The following is an 18,201-nucleotide window of genomic DNA, read 5'->3' as shown; positions in this document are numbered from 1 at the left end:
AGGAGGCGAGTTAATTGGCGTTTAAATTACCAAAAGATACTAGAAAATATTTTGATCTTATCGATAGGCGTACTGATGGAGGGGTTAAGTTTAAAACCTTATTTGATAAATACTATTTATGTTTAATGGCTGGATTATATAAAGGGAATATAGGTGTAGTAGAAAAAATAGAGAAAGATAGATTTATAGAATATTATCCAGATTTATATGAAGGTGTAAATGAACTGATTATGGGACTATTGATAGATGCGGAGATGGAGAGAAGAGATATACAACGTCAAGATAAAAGAAGAATAGAAAATTTAATGTTGGAAATTATTGATCACAATTCGGTTACTAAACTTAGTGAAACAGGTATGGAATTATTAAATCGCTATGCGGTATCAGGTATGGAGTTAATAAGAGATAATATACCTAAAACTTCTGAGTTGGAAACTTTCCTCATACATTATTATAATTTGCTAAAGCCGGAAGAAGATATCCTTATACTACAATAAAATAGAATATTCTTCAAATACAAGGATGTTTTAAATATTATAAATAGGGGCGGAAGGGAGTAGAAGAAAAAATTAAAAGGAGATGATAAGCATCTCCTTTTTTGTATATCCAATATCTATATTAAAACTGTACTATTATTTTATTATAAATTAAAACCAAAAGTACAACGTTTTTGATATAGTTATGATGCACCTCATGGGCTTTGTAGAATATATTGAAATAGCTTGTTACATGAAACTTATTAATTACCTTTCTAAGAAATTATTATATTTTGTATTTAATAACATAGAGCTATACACTTGGAAAATAGTTCTAACATATTCATCATCAATTCTTATAATTTTTATAGTATAATTTCTATACATATAATCTCTAGCCTCGCTCATAGTATTTATATTCTCCAATCCTAATTTAACAAGTTTAGATGCAACTGTAGCTTGAGATTCTTGTATAGACCTTTGATCTGTCCCAATTCTCTGCGCTAGAGTTTTAGACCTTCCAATATATACAGGTTGTTGTTTGTCATACATAATATATACCCCAGCAACCGCATTCTGACTTTCTAATATTTTTTTAATTTTCCCTTCAGTTAAGTCTTCAAATCTATACTCGGTTGAATTTAATAATCCATCTAATAAGCCTGGAAGCTGCTCTATTATATTTTGAAAAGTTATCATTTAAAATTTCCTCCCTATCTAATTTCGTAGTTATAATATTAAGTTAATACTCTTATATTAGCTTTAATAAAATTGACTTCTGTAATAACTTTAAGAAGTTGTGACATTAATGTCGGGAATCCTTATCGTACAGAATAATCTTATACTACAACAAAATGGAATATTATTCAAATATAAGGATGTTTTAAATATTCTATATTGGGAGTGGGGGATGAAAAGAAAAAATGAAAAGGAGACGATAAGGTCTCCTTTTGTTGATATATAATGTTAGTCTGATTCAATATTTCATCCTACTTTAATGATTTCATAATTAATTCATTATTACGATCTAAAAAATCATTCAGTTTTTTGGTAAAGTCTTTACGCACATCATTTTCTGGCATATTTGGATCAATATAATATATGGTTTCTCCATAAATTTTCTTACTATCTTTTTTGGTATTACGCTCTAAATTTGTAAATCCAAAGTCACTTTGTTTCGCTTTGTCCAAAATCACTTGTGCGTCATCGCTTTGAGGGTCAAAAATTCTCAATTCAATGCGAACTTCGTTGCCTCGGAATATTTTTTCATAACACACCATACGGGCATTATTTTGAATATGATCAACAGTAAATTTTTCATATACCTCAGGATAAAAATACGTCTTTCCTGATGATATTAAACCATCATAGCTGTCGATTACTTTGACAATGGTACTATTGATAGCTTCTTTTAAAGCCCTAATATCAGATGATGATGTTTTTGTCTTATAGATTTTTTTATAAGAGTCTTTGGACACATTTATTACTTTTCCATTCTCTTTTTTATTTTTGATATACTGAATCTTTTCAATACTATTATAATCTGTTGATTATACTATTTCTTTAATTTTTTGACCAAACAAATACATGTTATTTGCATTAAAAATGGGAGAAGCTCCTGGTGCAATTTGACCTTTCAAAAGAGCCCAATGGCTATTTTTCCATTTGTATACTTCCATAGCTTTATCATCATAAACCAGAAATGCACGTTCTTCAAGTTTCATACTTATCAGATGATTTTTAATGACATTGGATGCTTTTTGTCCATTGCTAATAACAACACCATCTGCTGACAAATTTTCTGCGATGTATTTCATCAATTTATTCACATATCTATCATAACTTGGGATTGATTTTCTTAAAATTGCTACATCACTGTCAGACAAGTTGAATTTCCATGAATGAAATGGTATCAGTTCTGGAAAAGCAATACTTTTAGATTTTAGCAAATCAAAGAAAATTTCATGATCTTTATTTTCATCAAATCCATACCTTTTACGAATATTAGAGATTTTGATGGTATTCATTTCAGGGTGCCCAAATATTGAAAACAGTACACGTATAACTCTCTTATAATAGGTGTTACTTTTCCCATTCATCAGATAATCAAAGATTGCTTTAGAATGATAAAAGTTATAATAACCACTTTTGTGATTTATTGCTTGACGTTTCTCTTTCGACGTATCATCACCAAACTTTGGATTTAAACCGAAGTAAACCAAATCCAATTCTTCTTTATTCTTCAAGCCTGCAATAGCAACAGGTGCTATAAAGGTTTCTTGATCCTTTGCAACAAACATATGCTTTTTGTTTTTAGGATCGAGAGTGGTATTGAATGTCTCTACAAGATTAAGAACTTGATTCATATGTTTATTTATATCTTCTGATACGGTGCTTAGACCCAAAATTGTTGCTGTCAATTCTTTCATGATATCTTTCATAAAATCCCCCTTAGCAGTAAATTGTATTATCAAATAATAATGCTTTTAAGAGTTGTATGGTACATGATAATCATATACTACAGCAAAATGGAATATTCTTCAAATATAAAAATCTCTAAAATATTATAAATGGGAAAGTAAGGCAGAGAGGAAAATAAGAGAAAAAATTAAAAGGAGATATTAATAATCTCCTTTGATTTATCTAATATTTATGTGGAACTCGATTAATTTAAAGTTTTCGCTTACCAAACTCAATTTCAAATTTATACCTAAAAGACTGACTTTCTTTTAATAGCTCAGAATATCTTTTGCTGATTTCTTCATTTCTTTCAACTACAATACTCATTAGTGATGCTTCGTAAAGCAAGTCAAATAGTATACATGCTATATGACCAATTTGCCAAATACCTATTTTAAGTTTAAAATCATCGTCTCTATTTCTATCAAAAAAAGCTAATCCATATATATTCTCTCTGTTTGGGCTTGTAACAAATGAATTAAATAAATTACCATGTGCATAAAATTCATTTATCTCATCTTTAACTTTTTTTAGTCGATTTGAATAATCTGGGAATAGGTTTTCAATAAACTTATATACTTTATTCATGACTTTTACTGGCCTTGCACCATCTTTTTCATTGATTAAATACTTTTCGATATCTGGTTCTATAAGGCTATATGCTGCTAACATACCTGTTTCAATTGCATGCCTTAGCATCAATTTACTTTGAACTTCATGATTGCGCAAAAGGGCTAAAAGGGATTGAATCAAACTAGCTCTAATTTGATTATTAAAAGTAAAATATGCTAGTGATTTAGGTGTTTTTATATTAGATATGTATGATAAAATACTAATTATATTATATGAATTATTAATAAGTTCAATATATTTTTCCATATTATTTTTTAGGCATTTACCTTCCCAATTAATCAATTCTTCTAAGTGCATATGATACAACCCTTTCATGTTAATTTTAATTTAATTAAGTTTACTAATTTTAAACATTGATATATATATAATTATTGTTACAAGTAATAATCAATCAAATAAAATACAAAGCTTGAATGGAGGCCAAGTTAGTCTCATCATTTCAACTACATTAATCATTATCAATATCATTATTCATTATATTAATTAATATCGAATTAATTGTGGAGACAACTAACCACACAATTTTAATCAATTGTGGTGTTTGGATATCACCTATTCTAATATCTTTAAAGTGTGCTATTCTATTTCTTAGGTTTTCTCCTATACTATCACCATCACTTAAAAAATAATATCTAATCCACTTGATATGATCAGTACCTATAATTTTTTCCATTTTACTATCAACATTATCATTTTTCCCTAGCATACTTCCCAACGTTGTAGAAGATGTAAGAAAAAATCCATCATCTTTAAGTTGACAATAAATATTCCTTAATATTTTCTCCAAAAAAGAGATTGTAAAAAAAGCAGTCATATGAGATAAATAATTATTCTCGTTCTTATCTAAGGCATCGATTAAAGCCGCTTTTAGCTGTATTACATCTTTAACTATGTCCTCTTCGTTATAATGGAATCCAATTTCTGAATAAATTGACTCTATAACAGAAATCATAGTATGTATAAATTCTTGAGACCTTTGCTGGTCTACCCAATAATACAGTGACATCATATAGTAATTAATTTTTAAATCAACAGTCTTTATTTTTCCATAAGAAAAATAGTCATTGGTACTTACGCTAGTTGATACCAAATCAACGATTGAAGGTTTATAATTCTCGGCATCTTTTTGTAATCTCGATTCCCATAATTCGGTTTTAGAAGAAATGTCATGTGAGATTGTCATATATTTACTAAAAGTATCAACATTCTTGTCGTCTAACTTTTTCATCCAATCATAATATGGTTTTGATGATAGTTCATATTCATGTACTTGTCCATGTTCTCTTAAATAGTCTGATGCTTTATTGGTTATATTATCTAATTTGCTAGCAAGTACTGGAGCATATTTTGATTTTATTTTCACTAATGTCTTTTGAGCTTCATTTAGTATTAATTGAACATTATAAACATGTTTTCTTTCTATATTGGAAAGTTGTTGCATACAATATGTATAAATTTTATCCTCAATATCTTTTACTAATTCTTTAGAGTTATTCTTGTATAGATAAACTGAAAAGTTACAAACATCATTAAATCTATATTTGCTTAATTCTTGAAAACAAGTTTCAGAAGTAAATAGCTTTTTTAGATATTCATTATCATATTTTTTAATTATGCTATACAATTTATCCAAGTTATCAAATACAAAAATCGGTTTATTTTCAATTAAATAATCCATAATTCCCGAATTTATGATGCCTTTATTGTATTCAATAAAAAATTTAAGAGTTAATTCATGTAAACCATGCTCAATATATTCATCTTCATAAGAGAAAATTTCTTTATAGTGATTCCTTATGTAGTTTATAATGCATGATTTACTATACAAAACCATTCTGGAAGTTGCAAACGAAAGAAATTTTTCAAATTCTTTTTTATATGGATCTAATATATACTCAACACAATTCTCATATGAATTAATGAACACCAAAAACAAATAATCAATGAACTCATTTATGTTATTAATTTTACATATCTTTTTCTCCATATAGTAATGTGTAATAAAATCCGAATTTTTGATAAGACTTTTTATAGTATCTGGTGTGCTCATGTCTGAAACACCATAATTTTCAAGTGTAAAAATTGTATTCTCTTTAGTATTGAGTTTTACAACTATGTTCATAATACACCTCTCTAACTAGAGTTTAATTGAATTTATAAAAATAATATGTGCCACTTACAATATTCTCATAATAGACATTGACTACATTACAAAATGGATTCGCTAAGAAATTTTAGAAAATATTCACTTTTACTGCATATGATATTCATATATTACAACTAAATGGAATATTTTTCAATTAAATTCAAAGTAAAGTCGAAATCTACACATTGAATTTTTCATAAATAAAAATAGAAGGTAATCTATAAAGATATAAATATCTTTTATCATCAATATCCCACACAGGCTTTTGCTTCGGCATAAATTTAATTTTTTAAATTAAACGACTCTTACTAAAAGTACTGAAACAAGTTAAATTATTTAAAAATATAATTAAAATAAATTCTATATATCAGAAAGGGCAGGGTGTAGAAGCAAAAGAAAAAATAAAAGGAGATCCCAAGGATCTCCTTTTCCAGAACATTTAATATATGTATTAAAACTGTACTATTGTTTATTATGACTTTCCTATTATTAGGATAATGTGAAGTCGATCATGCATTAGTATATACATCAAAATTATTATTTTATCTAAACTTTAACTCAAGTCCATGCTACTTATAATGTGGATTTTAATACTATGATTCTAACTACACTAATCCAAATTATATTCTTAATAACCATTATTAATATAATTAGAATGTATTGTATGCTTTTTACTAATATCTGTATTAAAAAAGTTTAGTAACCAATTATCATTATTAAATTTGTTTTCTTTATTTCTCTCTTCTTGGGTTTCTTGCTTGATTTCTTCTTGGGTTTCTTGCTTGATTTCTTCTTGGGTTTCTTGCTTGATTTCTTCTTGGGTTTCTTGCTTGATTTCTTCTTGGGTTTCTTGCTTGATTTCTTCTTGGGTTTCTTGCTTGATTTCTTCTTGGGTTTCTTGCTTGATTTCTTCTTGGGTTTCTTGCTTGATTTCTTCTTGGGTTTCTTGCTTGATTTCTTCTTGGGTTTCTTGCTTGATTTCTTCTTGGGTTTCTTGCTTGATTTCTTCTTGGGTTTCTTGCTTGATTTCTTCTTGGGTTTCTTGCTTGATTTCTTCTTGGGTTTCTTGCTTGATTTCTTCTTGGGTTTCTTGCTTGATTTCTTCTTGGGTTTCTTGCTTGATTTCTTCTTGGGTTTCTTGCTTGATTTCTTCTTGGGTTTCTTGCTTGATTTCTTCTTGGGTTTCTTGCTTGATTTCTTCTTGGGTTTCTTGCTTGATTTCTTCTTGGGTTTCTTGCTTGATTTCTTCTTGGGTTTCTTGCTTGATTTCTTCTTGGGTTTCTTGCTTGATTTCTTCTTGGGTTTCTTGCTTGATTTCTTCTTGGGTTTCTTGCTTGATTTCTTCTTGGGTTTCTTGCTTGATTTCTTCCTGGGTTTCTTGCTTGATTTCTTCCTGGGTTTCTTGCTTGATTTCTTCTTGAGTTTCTTCTAGCATTTTGTTTATTTTCTTAGAAACTTCTACTAAAACATCTTCTACAATATCTTCATCTAGACCTTTATGTGATTTTTCCAATACCTGTAACACATTTTCTTTGATTTTTTCTGCTGTTGCCCCTCCACTTTTTATAAATAATTCAATATCCATTTTTTCTAACACTAATTTGCTTAATGCAGTTACTATCAACGAAAAATTTGGATTTATAAAAGATATTTTGTTATCTAATAACTGCTTATAAAACTTATCAGTTTTTATGTAATCCTTGTTTTTATTCTGTCCCAACCACTTTTGATTACAGCATTCATATACAAATAACCAATGTGAACTATATAGGTTTTCATGTGTTAACAGTGCTCTATAATGATCAAAATTTAATTCTCCATCTAAAAGATCTTTATCGTATAAAATCATAGTTAATGTATTAATAATTGCATTGTCACTTTTTAATAGATGCTTACTTACTTCTTCATTGATTTGTATGTTAAGTCTATTAGCAACACTTAAAACCCATGTAACTTCAAAATCATTTTTTAATTCTATATTGCTCTGTATTAATCCATTAACAAACCGTGTTATTTTATCAATATCAATTGGATATCCTCTGTACTTATATCCTTCTATTATTTCAAAAGCAATTGGTATAGTTAATGGATCGACTAAAGCTGTATGTAGAATTAAAGATTCAAAAGTACTCCAATTTTCTTGCAGTATAACATTTTTTCTTACTGTTTTTAATGCATAAGCTAATATCCCCTTTTCATTACTATTTTCAGCAAATTCGAACGCTTTACTAAAGTAGCTTGTCAAATCACTTTTTTGCATAATTAAACTTATTTTTTTTATATTACTTTTTCTAAACTTAAATGTTCGGAAAAAGTATATCCATTCCGGTTCAAGTTTAATAGGAGTCTTCATAATTTTTGTTTTTGAAGTATTTAATTCCAGTTGATACCTCTTTACAACCTTATTTAATATATTTAATCCCCTCTCAGCTTCTTCTATAGAATTAAAATAATATTCCATATCATCAATATATCTATAACCATTAATATTCATGTTCATTTCGATACTAAATTCACTATCTATTGCCGTTCCTATAATTTCTTGAAGTATTAATGAAGTGATAGGACCAATAGGTATTCCTATAGTTTGTCCGTCTTGCATATTTCTAACAAGTTTATCTATTTCATTTCCAAAGTATGATGGATCAGTCATATTTGCTTTTGAAGTCTTCTTAGTATGTAGTGCCCATGGAAGAGAGTGTGTATATATGCTAGGATAATATCTGGTAATATCGGTTTGTAAAATATATTTATTATTGCTTAGGTTATCAATTCTTTGATAAATTTTTTCATCCATCGTATGCTTGGGTTTTATGGATTCACCAACTTCATCCGATTCAATAGGAGTAGTAAGTGAAACAGTTGATTTATCAAAATGAATTTGTAATTCACTCCATTTATCTTCTAACAATTTCGAAAGTAATACATATTGTAAAGGTGTTGGGATTGTTAGTGTTCTTCTGAAATTTTCTATTCTTGGTATTGAAAACTCAATTGCTTTAGACCATTTATTTTTCAATTTTTTTGATAATCTTGAATCTGATGTATCAATTAAATCTAATGAACATCCTAATTGTTCAGAAGTAAACTCTTTTGGAATTTCATTTGAAAAATATCCATATGCTACAATTCTTTTTGATAATTCTAAATTACTATTCAATATCAACACTTCCTTATATTTTCTTATTATAAAAATATAACCTATTAGACATTAACTATCTTTCAAAAACTAGTTTGTAATGTTGTAAAACTTTAGAGTTTTACTATATCAATGTCACCAATATTTACTGTGCAAGATATTCCCATATTATAACAAAATGGAACATTTTTCAAATTATAGGTGATATTGTTTATAGTAAACGTAAGCGGATTAGTAAAGCCTTCCTTTTCAAATTGTAGAAAAATGTTGCATGAAAATAATGGAAGTATTATAATATATATACGAACATATGTTCGATGAGGATCGAACACTTTAGACAAAGGGGGATATAACATGTCTAAGGAAGTAACAGAAACTATAAGTATAGATGTTGAGTATTTGAAAGAAATAAAGATAGATGAAATAAAATACATAAATTCAAAGTATAAAAAAAATAACAACGGATCTCAAAAGATCTAGTTGTTATTTTTATTTGTTCTTTTTTAACACATCTAAAATTTTCTTTATATCTTCTGGAGGAATTTCTTTATCTTGCATTTCTTTAGCTAAAGTAAGATATTGAATTCCTATTTCTTTAAGCTCATCAGGAAGATTATCTCCACTAACTTTTATTACAGAAGGATCATCAACTATGCCCAAAAGATAATCAGTAGAAACATTAAAGTAGTTTGCTATTTTTTTTAGTGTTTCAAAATCTGGAGTTCTTTTATCATTCTCATACATTCCTATAGCCCCTGAAGATACACCTATAATTTTTGCCAAATCCTTTTGGTAAAGTTCTTTTGATTCTCTAAGTAATTTTAACCTTCTACCAAACATACTAAACACCGCCTACAAGTACTAAAAGTAATATTTGTTGTCTTATAAGTATTATAACAATATGTTGGATATGTTTAAATAAAACTAAACAAAATGTTGTGCGAATATATAGATATCATTGACATCCAACAAAATGTTGTATATAATACGAAGTGTGAGGGCAACATAATGTTGAGTGGAAAAAGGAGTGAAAATATGAATTTGAAAAGTGCTCGTAAAAAAAGAGGTTGCACACAACAACAAGCTGCAAATGAGCTTGATATAACAAAGAACTATTATTCTATGTTAGAGACAGGAACAAGAACTCCAGGACTAAAACTAGCAAAGAAGATAGCAGATTTGTATAATACAACTATTGATGAACTTTTTTTTAGAGAGTCAAACAACAAAGTGTTGAGCGAGGTCGATTGATATTAGTATTTCCAACTAAGAGGCATATCAAATAAGCAAAATATGAAAGTTAATCCACAAAAGAGAAAGGAGTTGAGTGAATAATGGCAAGATTACCAAAACCCAAGCTAGTGAAAGTAACCATCATACCAGATGAAAATGTAGAAGAAAGAAAAAAGACATTTCATTCATTGGTAAGAACTGCAATGGAAAGAAAGATTATAGCAGAAAGACAACAGGGCATGAAAGACGGCACTAGTGATACATAAGAATTAGGTAAGAAATTCTCAGAAAGGTGGCAAGCGTATGTTAACCATAGAGACCTTAGAAAGGCTATATAAAGAAAATGGCTTGATCCCTATCTTTAATAAGGACAAGCACATAAAGAAATTTAAAAAGGATATATAAGCTACTCGGCAAAGTAGCTATAAAAAAATTTAACGTATTTAGATTGTAACAAAAACCTTGATTTTAAGCAAGGGAGGGAACAGGAGTGGCAAATCTACAAGATCAATATGACAGATATATAGATAGATTAGCAGACTTGGATAGTTTAGGAATAAATGAATATGTAATGAGTTACGAAGAGTACTGTAACGAATTTGAAGATTTTAATAGAGAACATTAGGAGGGGGATTATGCAAGCCAAAGTTTTAGTAAATACATTAAGTATGAATCATGAGGAATGGTTAGATCAAAGATCAAAAGGAATAGGTGGTAGTGATGCAGCAGCCATAGCAGGATTAAATCCTTGGAAGTCACCAATAGGAGTTTACTTAGATAAAACAGGACAAGCTGAAAGCTTAAATGATAACGAAAGAATGAGAATAGGAAGGGACCTAGAGGATTATGTAGCTCAAAGGTTTGTTGAGGAGACAGGCCTTAAGGTAAGACGTAGAAATGCAATCCTACAACACCCAGAGTACGACTTTATGTTAGCCAATATAGATAGAGACATAGTTGGAGTAAAAGAGGGCTTAGAATGTAAAACTACAAACTCATATTCAAAGAAAGATTGGGAAGAGGATAAGATTCCAATTCATTATGAAATTCAGTGCCATCACTATATGGCTGTAACTGGATATGATGCTTGGTGGATAGCAGTACTTATAGGAAATGAAAAGTTTGTTTACAAGAAAATAATGAGGGATGAAGACGTAATAAATCACTTAATGTCTATAGAAAAAGATTTTTGGCTAAACAACGTTATTTCCTTGGAAATACCCGCTCCTGACGGTTCTAAGGATGCAGATAATATACTGAGGGAAATGCATCAGATATCAAATCCTAAGAGTTCTATAAACTTAGAAGGTTGTGAGTTTATTTCCAAATTAGAAAGACTAGATGAACTTAAGGAAATGCTTAAAAAATTAGAGACAGAGAAAAAGCAAATAGAGCAAGAGTTCCAACTTGAAATGGGTGAGAATGAACTTGCTTTAGTAGAAGATAGAAAGATCACTTGGAAAACTACCAAGAGTAATAGATTTGATAGTAAGAAATTTAAAGTAGATCATCCGGAGTTATATAAGGAATATGCAAAGGAAAGTATAAGCAGAAGATTTTCTATTAAATAAGTTTTCCTATGGAATAGAGACTTATTAGAAGTAATTAAGAAGAATTGAAAGTTAAGGTTGAAGTTAAAGTAGAAGATTAGGATTAAAAAAACATAAAGAACGTAAAGCAATAAAAGCAAAGGTGAAAAGTAAATAGGAGGGATCATGATGGCAAGTGCAAATGTGAAAAATGCTTTAGCTAGTAAAGCTGATAAGAAAGAAATAGATGGGAAAAAAGAACCTAAAACCATAAAAGATTGGATTAAAGTAATGGAGCCTGAAATTAAAAAGGCTCTTCCAAAGGTAATAACTCCAGAGAGATTTACAAGAATGGCTCTAACAGCCTTATCAGTTAATCCTAAGTTAGCAGAATGTACACCAAAGAGTTTTATGGGAGCTCTAATGAATGCAGCACAATTAGGCTTAGAGCCTAACACTCCATTAGGACAGGCTTACTTAATACCGTTTAAGAACAAAGGGACTTTAGAAGTTCAATTTCAAGTGGGATATAAAGGATTAATAGATCTAGCTCACAGAAGTGGAGAGTTTGCATCAATACAAGCACATGAAGTATATGAGAATGATGAATTTGATTATGAGTATGGATTAGAATCTAAATTACACCATAAGCCAGTTTTAAAAGAGAGAGGAAAAGTTATAGCATACTACTCATTCTATAAGCTAAAGAATGGTGGGTATGGATTTGAAGTAATAAGCAAAGAAGATGTTGAGACTCATGGTAGGAAATACTCACAGAGCTATAGCAGTAAGTATTCTCCTTGGACAAATAACTTTGATGAAATGGCAAAGAAAACTATCTTAAAGAAAGTATTAAAGTATGCACCAATAAAGGTAGAATTCCAAAGAGAACTTGCACAGGATACAACTATAAAAACTGAGATAGCACAGGACATGTCAGACGTTGAACCAGAGAATGTATTCATAGAAGCAGATTATGTAGTTGAGGATGGAAATTCAAAAGAGGAGAAATAGATTCTCCTCTATGAATAGAATTCGTGTTAAAGAATGAAGTTAATGTGTAGCTTTAACATTAACTTTAGAAGGAGGCTACAATGCTTAGTAACCCTGAATATTTACAAGTGGAGCGAAGACGAGCTCCACTCTACATCTTAAGAATAAAGATGATGGTAAAAACAATTTTACTAATATTAGTATTGGTAGTTGTATTTGGAATTATACATAAATTTTTATAGGTAGGTGAAAAACGTGGCAGTGTACAGACAAATACAAATATCATTTTGGCAAGATGCTTTTGTAATAGATCTTACCCCTGAAGAAAAATACTTTTACATATATTTAATGACTAACTCTAAGACATCACAATGTGGGATATATGAATTACCTTTAAGGGTGATAGAGATGGAGACGGGATATAACAGAGAAACAGTAGAGAAATTACTAGAGCGCTTTGAGGGGTATGGAAAGATATTGTATTCGAAAGCAACTAAAGAGATAGTCCTTCTTAATTGGATAAAGCATAACTCCATTAAGAGCGTTAAGGTAATGGCGTGTGTTGATAAGGAGCTTAAAGGCGTTAAAAACACAGAGTTTATACAAATTTTCAAACAGCTTTGTATAGACTATGGATACCCTATCGATAGTCTATCGGTAGACTATGGGGAAGAAAAAGAAAAAGAAAAAGAAAAAGAATATATAAATAATTATGTTGAAGAACCGGATGAATCTTCAACCCATTCCCCAGGAAAAAGTTCTTTAGATCAAAATTCTACAGAAAAAGATTCTAAGGGAAATAAAAACAATAAAGGCAATGTGAAAATTAAATATGATGAAAACTCTATGTACTATAAAGCTGCTGTGTATCTAAGAGAAAGAATACTAGAGTTTAATCCTAAGTGTAGAGTTCCGAATGATACGGTAAAAGATCTACAAAAGTGGGCCAATGATATGAGGATCATATTTGAGAGGGACAATAGGAGCAGAGAAGAGGTATATGAAATAATCAAATATGCTTTTGAGGAAAATGACTTTTGGAATGCAGTGGTCCAATCACCTACTGGCCTTAGAAAGAATTGGGATAAGATTATAGGTCAAAGGATAGCCGAGGAGAAAAAGGGCAACAAGACTGAACCTAAGAAACCTGTAGGTGGAAAGAACAATAGATTTCATAACTTTAAGCAGCGTACAGATAAATATTCGGCTGAGGAACTAGAGAAAAAAGTGAGGAATAGGGGGAGAAATCCATGTTAGATAAAAAAGTTAATGAGATTGCTATGGCTGTGGAAGAAATGGCTTTAGCAGGAGGAGAGACTATAGAGTTAATAGATCAAGCCAAAGAAGTGTTAGGCAAATATGGACAGGCTATGATAGCAGAGTTTGAAAAGGTGGGTTACTAGATGCAGTTAGGAACGAATAGTGCAATAGATCTAATAGCAGCTATATTCATGCTTTGGTTTTGTGTAGAAGGGTGGATTTTCATATGGGAGTTCTTTATGAAATTATCAAGAATGCAGAGGTGATAAGTGTGAGTGGCATGGGAAATAAGCATAGGAAATGGACTAATAAGGACCTAGATGAATTAGGGAAATTATATTTGTCTGGAATGAGTATTAGTAAACTAGCTAGGAAGTATAAGGTTTCAACAACGACTATAAATAAAAGGCTTAAGGAGATAGGCCTAAGAAAGTAAAGGAGGGATTACTGTGAGATTTATATTTCCAGTACTAAAGAGCAATAAGTTATTAGGCTTAAAGAACAACAATGATTTAAATATACTTAGAAAAAAGCTAGGAGAAGAGTTTGAGGAACTACTTAGTGCCATGGCTTATTTTAGATTTTGCCAGAATCATGAGAGCGATGAATTGCTAGAAGAAGCTGCAGCTTCTATAATCCTTGAAGCTATGGATATTATCCAGGTATCCATAGGAATTATATATGGAGTCATAGCACAAGGTTTTAAATCTATAGCTAGAAAAAAAGTGGCAGATCATGTGGAGAAGCTCATTAATAAGGGCTGGTGCTTTGAGAAGATTCTAGTGGTTGAGGAAGATTAAGTGAGTGGCATTATCAAAAGGCAATTTATCTAATAGACGCAATACCTGCTCCGAGGCCTGCAGCCAATGCAACATTGATTCTTGGATTAACACCAAGATAATGCGTAAATATAATTGCAAAAATACCAACGAAATAAATAGCTAATTTAGCCAATATTTTAGATTTAAGTTTTGTGTATAGCCTATGATAGATTTTAAGTTTTTTATCAATAAAACCAATTGATAAGTAAACGAGTAAGCAAATAAGTATGTATTGCCAAAAAGGTAATTTCATATGCAAAATAATCAACTCCAATCATGAGAATAGGTAAATTTTAACACATGATAGTTATTCATACAAATAGTAAATACAATATGAAAATTCCTATAAATCGAATTGGACCTCTGCAAGATAGCAGAAGCCCTATGTGAAGTTGGAAGGAAAATGTGTGTGCCTTTTATAACTATATGATATCAACAATATGTTAAGAAAGTATGAAAGGATTATTAAACTTTGTTAAGAAATGAGATATAAATTTTAAGAAGGTGGTGTCAATGATGAGAAGAAGATATGCAAGGCCGCTTAGGAAGATCCTAAGAAAGATAAGACGTAGAATACCATTAAGTTATAGCGAAATAGCTTTATATTTTGGAATAGAAAGAAGGATAGTAAAGAATATATTTTTTATGTATAGGAACTATGGAAGAGATTCTGTAGAGAGTATTACTTTAAGTGACAAGCAGATAGATAAGATAATTAGTTTGAAGTATCCAAAGGGGATGATCCAATGAAACAAGATATAAAAGAGCTACTAGAAATCATTTGTGAGATGGGAGAAGAAGCTGAGATAAGTGATATGGTTTATATAGAGAATATTGCTAATAAGTATGGATTTACAATAGGGGAAGATTTGCAGGTGGAATGTCTTAACTGAGATTATAAATAAATTAAAAGATCACAAAGTAATGTGATCTTTTGACTAAATTATTTGATGAAAGTATTCTTTACACGTTTTGACTTCATTAGGTAAGTACCCCACACTACTAATGCAAATAAACTTCGTGCTAACGTCATGAATAAATCACCAGCACCAGGTGCATTTGTTACAAATTTTCTACACAAAACTAAATCAACTGTTAGTATTAATGCATTGATTGAAACAAAAGCAATCCATGATTTAGGAAAATGTTTAGATTTTCTTATAAATAAATAAAGAAGGAAGATTGAGAGTATAATCATGAGAACGTTTGAAACAAGTTCAAAAACTAAAATGTTTTTCAAAGATTGATCATAGAAGGCGCTATTACTAGAAGCTATTTGATCCCATTGACCTGATTGAAATATATTCATGAACATAGAGTAAGTTCCATAGACTGTTCGAAATGGATTTGTTATTACACCGATTGAGGGTAAAACTAACCATCCGCCTATAGCTAGAGGTTCCTTTTTTTTACCTGGATCTTCTTCTATTATACTTTCATCAATTACATTGTTGTCACGCATGTTAATCACCTACTTTCTGGAAAAATATAACAGTATTATACCATGGAATTATAAATACGTTAAGTATTTAACTATAAGTTTAACTAGAACATTGAACGACGAGTGGGGGAATGTTTGATTTAAAAGTTATATAAGACACAAAAGGGGGAGTTAAAATGAATTACATAAGAGAAGCAGAGTTATATTTAAAGCATTATGGAGATTTAAAATATAGCTTGAATCATATAAACAGAGAAATTACTAAATTGAAATGGAGTGGAGCTCCTAGTGATGCAAAGGCTATTGTTATAGATGATATGCCACAGGGGAATAAGGTTCCAGAGGATATAATGGATATAGCGTATAAATTAAAGTGCTATATAGAGATGAAGAAGGAAACAGAGGAGAAGCTGGAAGAGGTAGATGCTACTTTGGATGAAATGAATGAGGATGGAGAGCAATTAGGAGATGTACTTAGAATGTGGTATATAGATAGAGCTTCTAAGGAAGAAATAGCGGAAGAATTAAGTTATAGCAGAAGTAATGTGTACTATCAGAAAGATAAGGCAATCAAGAAATTTGCCATAAGAATATTTGGAATTAGAGGATTAACAGCAGTATAGTTTGGATTTTTTTAGACACATATTTGGGAAAAAGCATGTTATTCTGATAGTGTAAAGAATTCATGGTTGTCCCCCTGATAACCATAGAAAAATGATTCTACATAACTATCCTGTTCCCTCACAAAGGCAGTCGAGAAATCGGCTGTCTTTTGTTATGTACCGAGTAGAAAGAAGATGATGAATTGAAAATAAAAGATATGTCGGATAATGATGTTAAGAAAAAATTGTACGAAGTAAGGGCTAGGGCACCAGTTCGGAAGAAAGAGATAGAATTAGGGGATGCTGTAGAGAACTTGATGAAGCATAGACGTTATAAGCGAATTAAAGGACGAATGAGACAGGTTAAAGATTAAGAGGAATTAGTATTTACGTGTAGAACTTTATAGAAGTTAGGGGGAATAACAATGGATATAAAAACATTTGTGAACAGGGGTAGTATTTGTACTGTTGATATGAGTCATCGTAATTGCTTACAAGAGATCACTAAGGTTATTATTGTAAGCAATAATATGGGGAATAAACATGGCCCTATAGTATCGGGAATACCGATTGTAAGTAAGGATGAAGCTAAGAATTATTCGATTTATGATGAAAAAGTACATGTAGAAATGGATATGTACGATGGCTCACGAAAAAAGTTTGTAGCTTTATGCAGATTGATTACAACAATTGATAAGAGAAAGTTAGGAAAGCAAATTGGGCATTGCAATAGAAAAGTAATATATGAAATAGATGAAGCACTTAGAAGGAATTTGCATGGAGAGTCTTATAAAGATTCACGTAATGCGGATGAAAGGATGATAAATTTTGCAGTTGAATCTATAAAGGATATAGATATTAAAATTAAAAGTAAAATGTTAAAGCAAGTAGACATAGATAATCTTATAGAGCAAAAGAGAGAACATATAGATACTATTAAAACATTTTGCAAAGATGACAGGCATTTTAAGGAAGTAATAAGAGAGAACAATATTATAGAATGTCACTATTGAAAAATGAAAGGATGAAAACATGAAACTTGATATTAAGCAAAAGGTATTGGTATCAATTTACTTGGAGTACCAAAAGGATATCCCAGATATGGAAAATAATATTAATCCTGAGATTATTAATCTAGATGAAGAGAAATTCATAATAGCATTAAGGAAGTTAGAAAACGAGGGATATATTAAAAATTTCCAACCATATTATGCAGACGATGAAATATGTGATTATGGTATATATGGACTGATGATAACTAGAGATGGAATAGATTATATAGAACAAAAAATAGGGATTGATAAAACTTTATCCGGTATGGAAAAAATAAAATATGTATTAGGTAAAGGTGCTGAATTAGGGTGGCAAGAAATCAAAGATATAGTAGCAAAAACTCTGGTGGAAATGACTAAAGGTTAATGTAAGAGTCTAACAGGGCTCTTTTTTTCATACCAAAAAACAACACGAA

General features: G+C 30.2%; 27 protein-coding genes. 18 read left to right on the top strand and 9 right to left on the bottom strand.

Features of this window, described 5'->3' with window-relative positions; genetic code table 11:
- Nucleotides 1-14: 14 nt before the first annotated feature.
- Nucleotides 15-497, top strand: coding sequence for a hypothetical protein (locus CCE28_RS02660; RefSeq protein WP_095130676.1), 483 nt, complete (start codon nt 15-17; stop codon nt 495-497).
- Nucleotides 498-743: 246 nt separating this feature from the next.
- On the opposite strand, the gene CCE28_RS02655 is transcribed toward CCE28_RS02660, so the two are convergent.
- From CCE28_RS02655 to CCE28_RS21840, 6 genes are all read right to left on the bottom strand, one after another.
- On the bottom strand, nt 744-1,175 hold the full coding sequence (locus CCE28_RS02655) for a hypothetical protein (protein ID WP_095130675.1): 432 nt from the start codon (nt 1,173-1,175) through the stop codon (nt 744-746).
- A gap of 290 nt (nt 1,176-1,465) precedes the next feature.
- On the bottom strand, nt 1,466-1,954 hold the full coding sequence (locus CCE28_RS02650; RefSeq protein WP_095130674.1) for a hypothetical protein: 489 nt from the start codon (nt 1,952-1,954) through the stop codon (nt 1,466-1,468).
- A 72-nt stretch (nt 1,955-2,026) separates the two neighbouring features.
- On the bottom strand, nt 2,027-2,917 hold the full coding sequence (locus tag CCE28_RS02645) for a hypothetical protein (RefSeq protein WP_095130672.1): 891 nt from the start codon (nt 2,915-2,917) through the stop codon (nt 2,027-2,029).
- A 229-nt stretch (nt 2,918-3,146) separates the two neighbouring features.
- Nucleotides 3,147-3,866, bottom strand: coding sequence for a hypothetical protein (locus CCE28_RS02640; protein WP_095130670.1), 720 nt, complete (start codon nt 3,864-3,866; stop codon nt 3,147-3,149).
- A gap of 151 nt (nt 3,867-4,017) precedes the next feature.
- A complete protein-coding gene (locus CCE28_RS02635; protein ID WP_095130668.1) occupies nt 4,018-5,691 on the bottom strand; it encodes a DUF4209 domain-containing protein in 1,674 nt (557 codons plus the stop codon).
- A gap of 652 nt (nt 5,692-6,343) precedes the next feature.
- The gene (locus CCE28_RS21840; protein WP_141228302.1) at nt 6,344-8,875 is read right to left on the bottom strand and encodes a reverse transcriptase domain-containing protein; all 2,532 of its coding nucleotides are present in this window, start codon (nt 8,873-8,875) and stop codon (nt 6,344-6,346) included.
- Nucleotides 8,876-9,208: 333 nt separating this feature from the next.
- Between CCE28_RS21840 and CCE28_RS22675 the strand changes: the two genes are divergently transcribed.
- Complete coding sequence (locus CCE28_RS22675) at nt 9,209-9,334, top strand: hypothetical protein (RefSeq protein ID WP_278277505.1); 126 nt, start codon at nt 9,209-9,211, stop codon at nt 9,332-9,334.
- 9 nt (nt 9,335-9,343) lie between these two features.
- Here the strand turns inward: CCE28_RS22675 and CCE28_RS02615 are convergent, their stop codons facing one another.
- Nucleotides 9,344-9,694: a helix-turn-helix domain-containing protein gene (locus tag CCE28_RS02615; protein WP_095130666.1), complete on the bottom strand. Its 351-nt coding sequence runs from the start codon at nt 9,692-9,694 to the stop codon at nt 9,344-9,346.
- A gap of 168 nt (nt 9,695-9,862) precedes the next feature.
- On the opposite strand from CCE28_RS02615, the gene CCE28_RS02610 reads away from it, so the two are divergent.
- The 10 genes from CCE28_RS02610 to CCE28_RS02585 all read left to right on the top strand — a co-directional run bounded on the left by CCE28_RS02610 (nt 9,863) and on the right by CCE28_RS02585 (nt 14,669).
- Entirely contained in the window at nt 9,863-10,105 is a 243-nt protein-coding gene (locus tag CCE28_RS02610; protein ID WP_207652839.1) for a helix-turn-helix transcriptional regulator, read from the top strand.
- 83 nt (nt 10,106-10,188) lie between these two features.
- Nucleotides 10,189-10,353, top strand: a complete 165-nt coding sequence (locus CCE28_RS22085; protein WP_176461628.1) for a hypothetical protein — start codon at nt 10,189-10,191, stop codon at nt 10,351-10,353.
- 224 nt (nt 10,354-10,577) lie between these two features.
- On the top strand, nt 10,578-10,712 hold the full coding sequence (locus CCE28_RS22670) for a hypothetical protein (RefSeq protein ID WP_278277504.1): 135 nt from the start codon (nt 10,578-10,580) through the stop codon (nt 10,710-10,712).
- 10 nt (nt 10,713-10,722) lie between these two features.
- Nucleotides 10,723-11,658 carry a YqaJ viral recombinase family nuclease gene (locus CCE28_RS02605; protein WP_095130664.1) on the top strand — a complete coding sequence of 312 codons (936 nt, stop codon included), beginning with the start codon at nt 10,723-10,725 and terminating at the stop codon, nt 11,656-11,658.
- Nucleotides 11,659-11,805: 147 nt separating this feature from the next.
- On the top strand, nt 11,806-12,630 hold the full coding sequence (recT, locus tag CCE28_RS02600) for a recombination protein RecT (RefSeq protein ID WP_095130662.1): 825 nt from the start codon (nt 11,806-11,808) through the stop codon (nt 12,628-12,630).
- Between the two features lie 80 nt (nt 12,631-12,710).
- Nucleotides 12,711-12,851, top strand: a complete 141-nt coding sequence (locus tag CCE28_RS22080) for a hypothetical protein (protein WP_176461627.1) — start codon at nt 12,711-12,713, stop codon at nt 12,849-12,851.
- Between the two features lie 13 nt (nt 12,852-12,864).
- Nucleotides 12,865-13,866, top strand: coding sequence for a hypothetical protein (locus tag CCE28_RS22075; protein ID WP_176461626.1), 1,002 nt, complete (start codon nt 12,865-12,867; stop codon nt 13,864-13,866).
- Nucleotides 13,860-14,012, top strand: coding sequence for a hypothetical protein (locus tag CCE28_RS22070; RefSeq protein ID WP_176461625.1), 153 nt, complete (start codon nt 13,860-13,862; stop codon nt 14,010-14,012). Before CCE28_RS22075 ends, CCE28_RS22070 begins: the two co-directional genes overlap by 7 nt.
- Before the next feature lie 83 nt (nt 14,013-14,095).
- Nucleotides 14,096-14,305, top strand: coding sequence for a helix-turn-helix domain-containing protein (locus CCE28_RS02590; RefSeq protein WP_095130660.1), 210 nt, complete (start codon nt 14,096-14,098; stop codon nt 14,303-14,305).
- A 13-nt stretch (nt 14,306-14,318) separates the two neighbouring features.
- Nucleotides 14,319-14,669: a hypothetical protein gene (locus CCE28_RS02585; RefSeq protein ID WP_095130658.1), complete on the top strand. Its 351-nt coding sequence runs from the start codon at nt 14,319-14,321 to the stop codon at nt 14,667-14,669.
- A gap of 25 nt (nt 14,670-14,694) precedes the next feature.
- Here CCE28_RS02585 and CCE28_RS02580 read toward each other — a convergent pair whose 3' ends face one another.
- Entirely contained in the window at nt 14,695-14,943 is a 249-nt protein-coding gene (locus tag CCE28_RS02580; protein WP_141228301.1) for a hypothetical protein, read from the bottom strand.
- 263 nt (nt 14,944-15,206) lie between these two features.
- Between CCE28_RS02580 and CCE28_RS02575 the strand changes: the two genes are divergently transcribed.
- Nucleotides 15,207-15,440, top strand: a complete 234-nt coding sequence (locus CCE28_RS02575; protein WP_095130654.1) for a hypothetical protein — start codon at nt 15,207-15,209, stop codon at nt 15,438-15,440.
- Complete coding sequence (locus tag CCE28_RS22065; protein ID WP_176461624.1) at nt 15,437-15,583, top strand: hypothetical protein; 147 nt, start codon at nt 15,437-15,439, stop codon at nt 15,581-15,583. Before CCE28_RS02575 ends, CCE28_RS22065 begins: the two co-directional genes overlap by 4 nt.
- A 50-nt stretch (nt 15,584-15,633) precedes the next feature.
- On the opposite strand, the gene CCE28_RS02570 is transcribed toward CCE28_RS22065, so the two are convergent.
- Nucleotides 15,634-16,152 (bottom strand): DUF2569 domain-containing protein, encoded by a 519-nt coding sequence (locus CCE28_RS02570; protein WP_095130652.1) that lies wholly within the window; start codon nt 16,150-16,152, stop codon nt 15,634-15,636.
- A 155-nt stretch (nt 16,153-16,307) separates the two neighbouring features.
- Here CCE28_RS02570 and CCE28_RS02565 point away from each other — a divergent pair, with 155 nt between their 5' ends.
- From CCE28_RS02565 to CCE28_RS02555, 4 genes are all read left to right on the top strand, one after another.
- Complete coding sequence (locus CCE28_RS02565; protein ID WP_095130650.1) at nt 16,308-16,754, top strand: DUF1492 domain-containing protein; 447 nt, start codon at nt 16,308-16,310, stop codon at nt 16,752-16,754.
- 197 nt (nt 16,755-16,951) lie between these two features.
- Nucleotides 16,952-17,107: a hypothetical protein gene (locus tag CCE28_RS22060; protein ID WP_176461623.1), complete on the top strand. Its 156-nt coding sequence runs from the start codon at nt 16,952-16,954 to the stop codon at nt 17,105-17,107.
- Nucleotides 17,108-17,158: 51 nt separating this feature from the next.
- Nucleotides 17,159-17,746, top strand: coding sequence for a type II toxin-antitoxin system PemK/MazF family toxin (locus tag CCE28_RS02560; RefSeq protein ID WP_095130648.1), 588 nt, complete (start codon nt 17,159-17,161; stop codon nt 17,744-17,746).
- A gap of 19 nt (nt 17,747-17,765) precedes the next feature.
- Complete coding sequence (locus tag CCE28_RS02555; protein ID WP_095130646.1) at nt 17,766-18,152, top strand: YjcQ family protein; 387 nt, start codon at nt 17,766-17,768, stop codon at nt 18,150-18,152.
- Nucleotides 18,153-18,201: the final 49 nt, after the last annotated feature.

Origin of the sequence: Anaeromicrobium sediminis, assembly GCF_002270055.1 — a bacterium.
Lineage (GTDB): Bacteria > Bacillota > Clostridia > Peptostreptococcales > Thermotaleaceae > Anaeromicrobium > Anaeromicrobium sediminis.
The sequence above is the reverse complement of the archived record's forward strand: the minus strand, read 5'-3'. Positions and strand labels throughout refer to the sequence as shown.

Coding starts and splice junctions, on each gene's coding strand:
- CCE28_RS02655 (WP_095130675.1), bottom strand. CDS start 1,175: ATGATAACTTTTCAAAATATAATAGAGCAGCTTCCAGGCTTATTAGAT.
- CCE28_RS02575 (WP_095130654.1), top strand. CDS start 15,207: ATGAGAAGAAGATATGCAAGGCCGCTTAGGAAGATCCTAAGAAAGATA.
- CCE28_RS02565 (WP_095130650.1), top strand. CDS start 16,308: ATGAATTACATAAGAGAAGCAGAGTTATATTTAAAGCATTATGGAGAT.
- CCE28_RS22080 (WP_176461627.1), top strand. CDS start 12,711: ATGCTTAGTAACCCTGAATATTTACAAGTGGAGCGAAGACGAGCTCCA.
- CCE28_RS02640 (WP_095130670.1), bottom strand. CDS start 3,866: ATGCACTTAGAAGAATTGATTAATTGGGAAGGTAAATGCCTAAAAAAT.
- CCE28_RS02645 (WP_095130672.1), bottom strand. CDS start 2,917: ATGAAAGATATCATGAAAGAATTGACAGCAACAATTTTGGGTCTAAGC.
- CCE28_RS02615 (WP_095130666.1), bottom strand. CDS start 9,694: ATGTTTGGTAGAAGGTTAAAATTACTTAGAGAATCAAAAGAACTTTAC.
- recT (WP_095130662.1), top strand. CDS start 11,806: ATGGCAAGTGCAAATGTGAAAAATGCTTTAGCTAGTAAAGCTGATAAG.
- CCE28_RS22060 (WP_176461623.1), top strand. CDS start 16,952: ATGTCGGATAATGATGTTAAGAAAAAATTGTACGAAGTAAGGGCTAGG.
- CCE28_RS22065 (WP_176461624.1), top strand. CDS start 15,437: ATGAAACAAGATATAAAAGAGCTACTAGAAATCATTTGTGAGATGGGA.
- CCE28_RS02580 (WP_141228301.1), bottom strand. CDS start 14,943: ATGAAATTACCTTTTTGGCAATACATACTTATTTGCTTACTCGTTTAC.
- CCE28_RS02610 (WP_207652839.1), top strand. CDS start 9,863: ATGTTGAGTGGAAAAAGGAGTGAAAATATGAATTTGAAAAGTGCTCGT.
- CCE28_RS22675 (WP_278277505.1), top strand. CDS start 9,209: ATGTCTAAGGAAGTAACAGAAACTATAAGTATAGATGTTGAGTATTTG.
- CCE28_RS22070 (WP_176461625.1), top strand. CDS start 13,860: ATGTTAGATAAAAAAGTTAATGAGATTGCTATGGCTGTGGAAGAAATG.
- CCE28_RS02605 (WP_095130664.1), top strand. CDS start 10,723: ATGCAAGCCAAAGTTTTAGTAAATACATTAAGTATGAATCATGAGGAA.
- CCE28_RS02570 (WP_095130652.1), bottom strand. CDS start 16,152: ATGCGTGACAACAATGTAATTGATGAAAGTATAATAGAAGAAGATCCA.
- CCE28_RS02560 (WP_095130648.1), top strand. CDS start 17,159: ATGGATATAAAAACATTTGTGAACAGGGGTAGTATTTGTACTGTTGAT.
- CCE28_RS02635 (WP_095130668.1), bottom strand. CDS start 5,691: ATGAACATAGTTGTAAAACTCAATACTAAAGAGAATACAATTTTTACA.
- CCE28_RS22085 (WP_176461628.1), top strand. CDS start 10,189: ATGGCAAGATTACCAAAACCCAAGCTAGTGAAAGTAACCATCATACCA.
- CCE28_RS02555 (WP_095130646.1), top strand. CDS start 17,766: ATGAAACTTGATATTAAGCAAAAGGTATTGGTATCAATTTACTTGGAG.
- CCE28_RS02590 (WP_095130660.1), top strand. CDS start 14,096: ATGGGAGTTCTTTATGAAATTATCAAGAATGCAGAGGTGATAAGTGTG.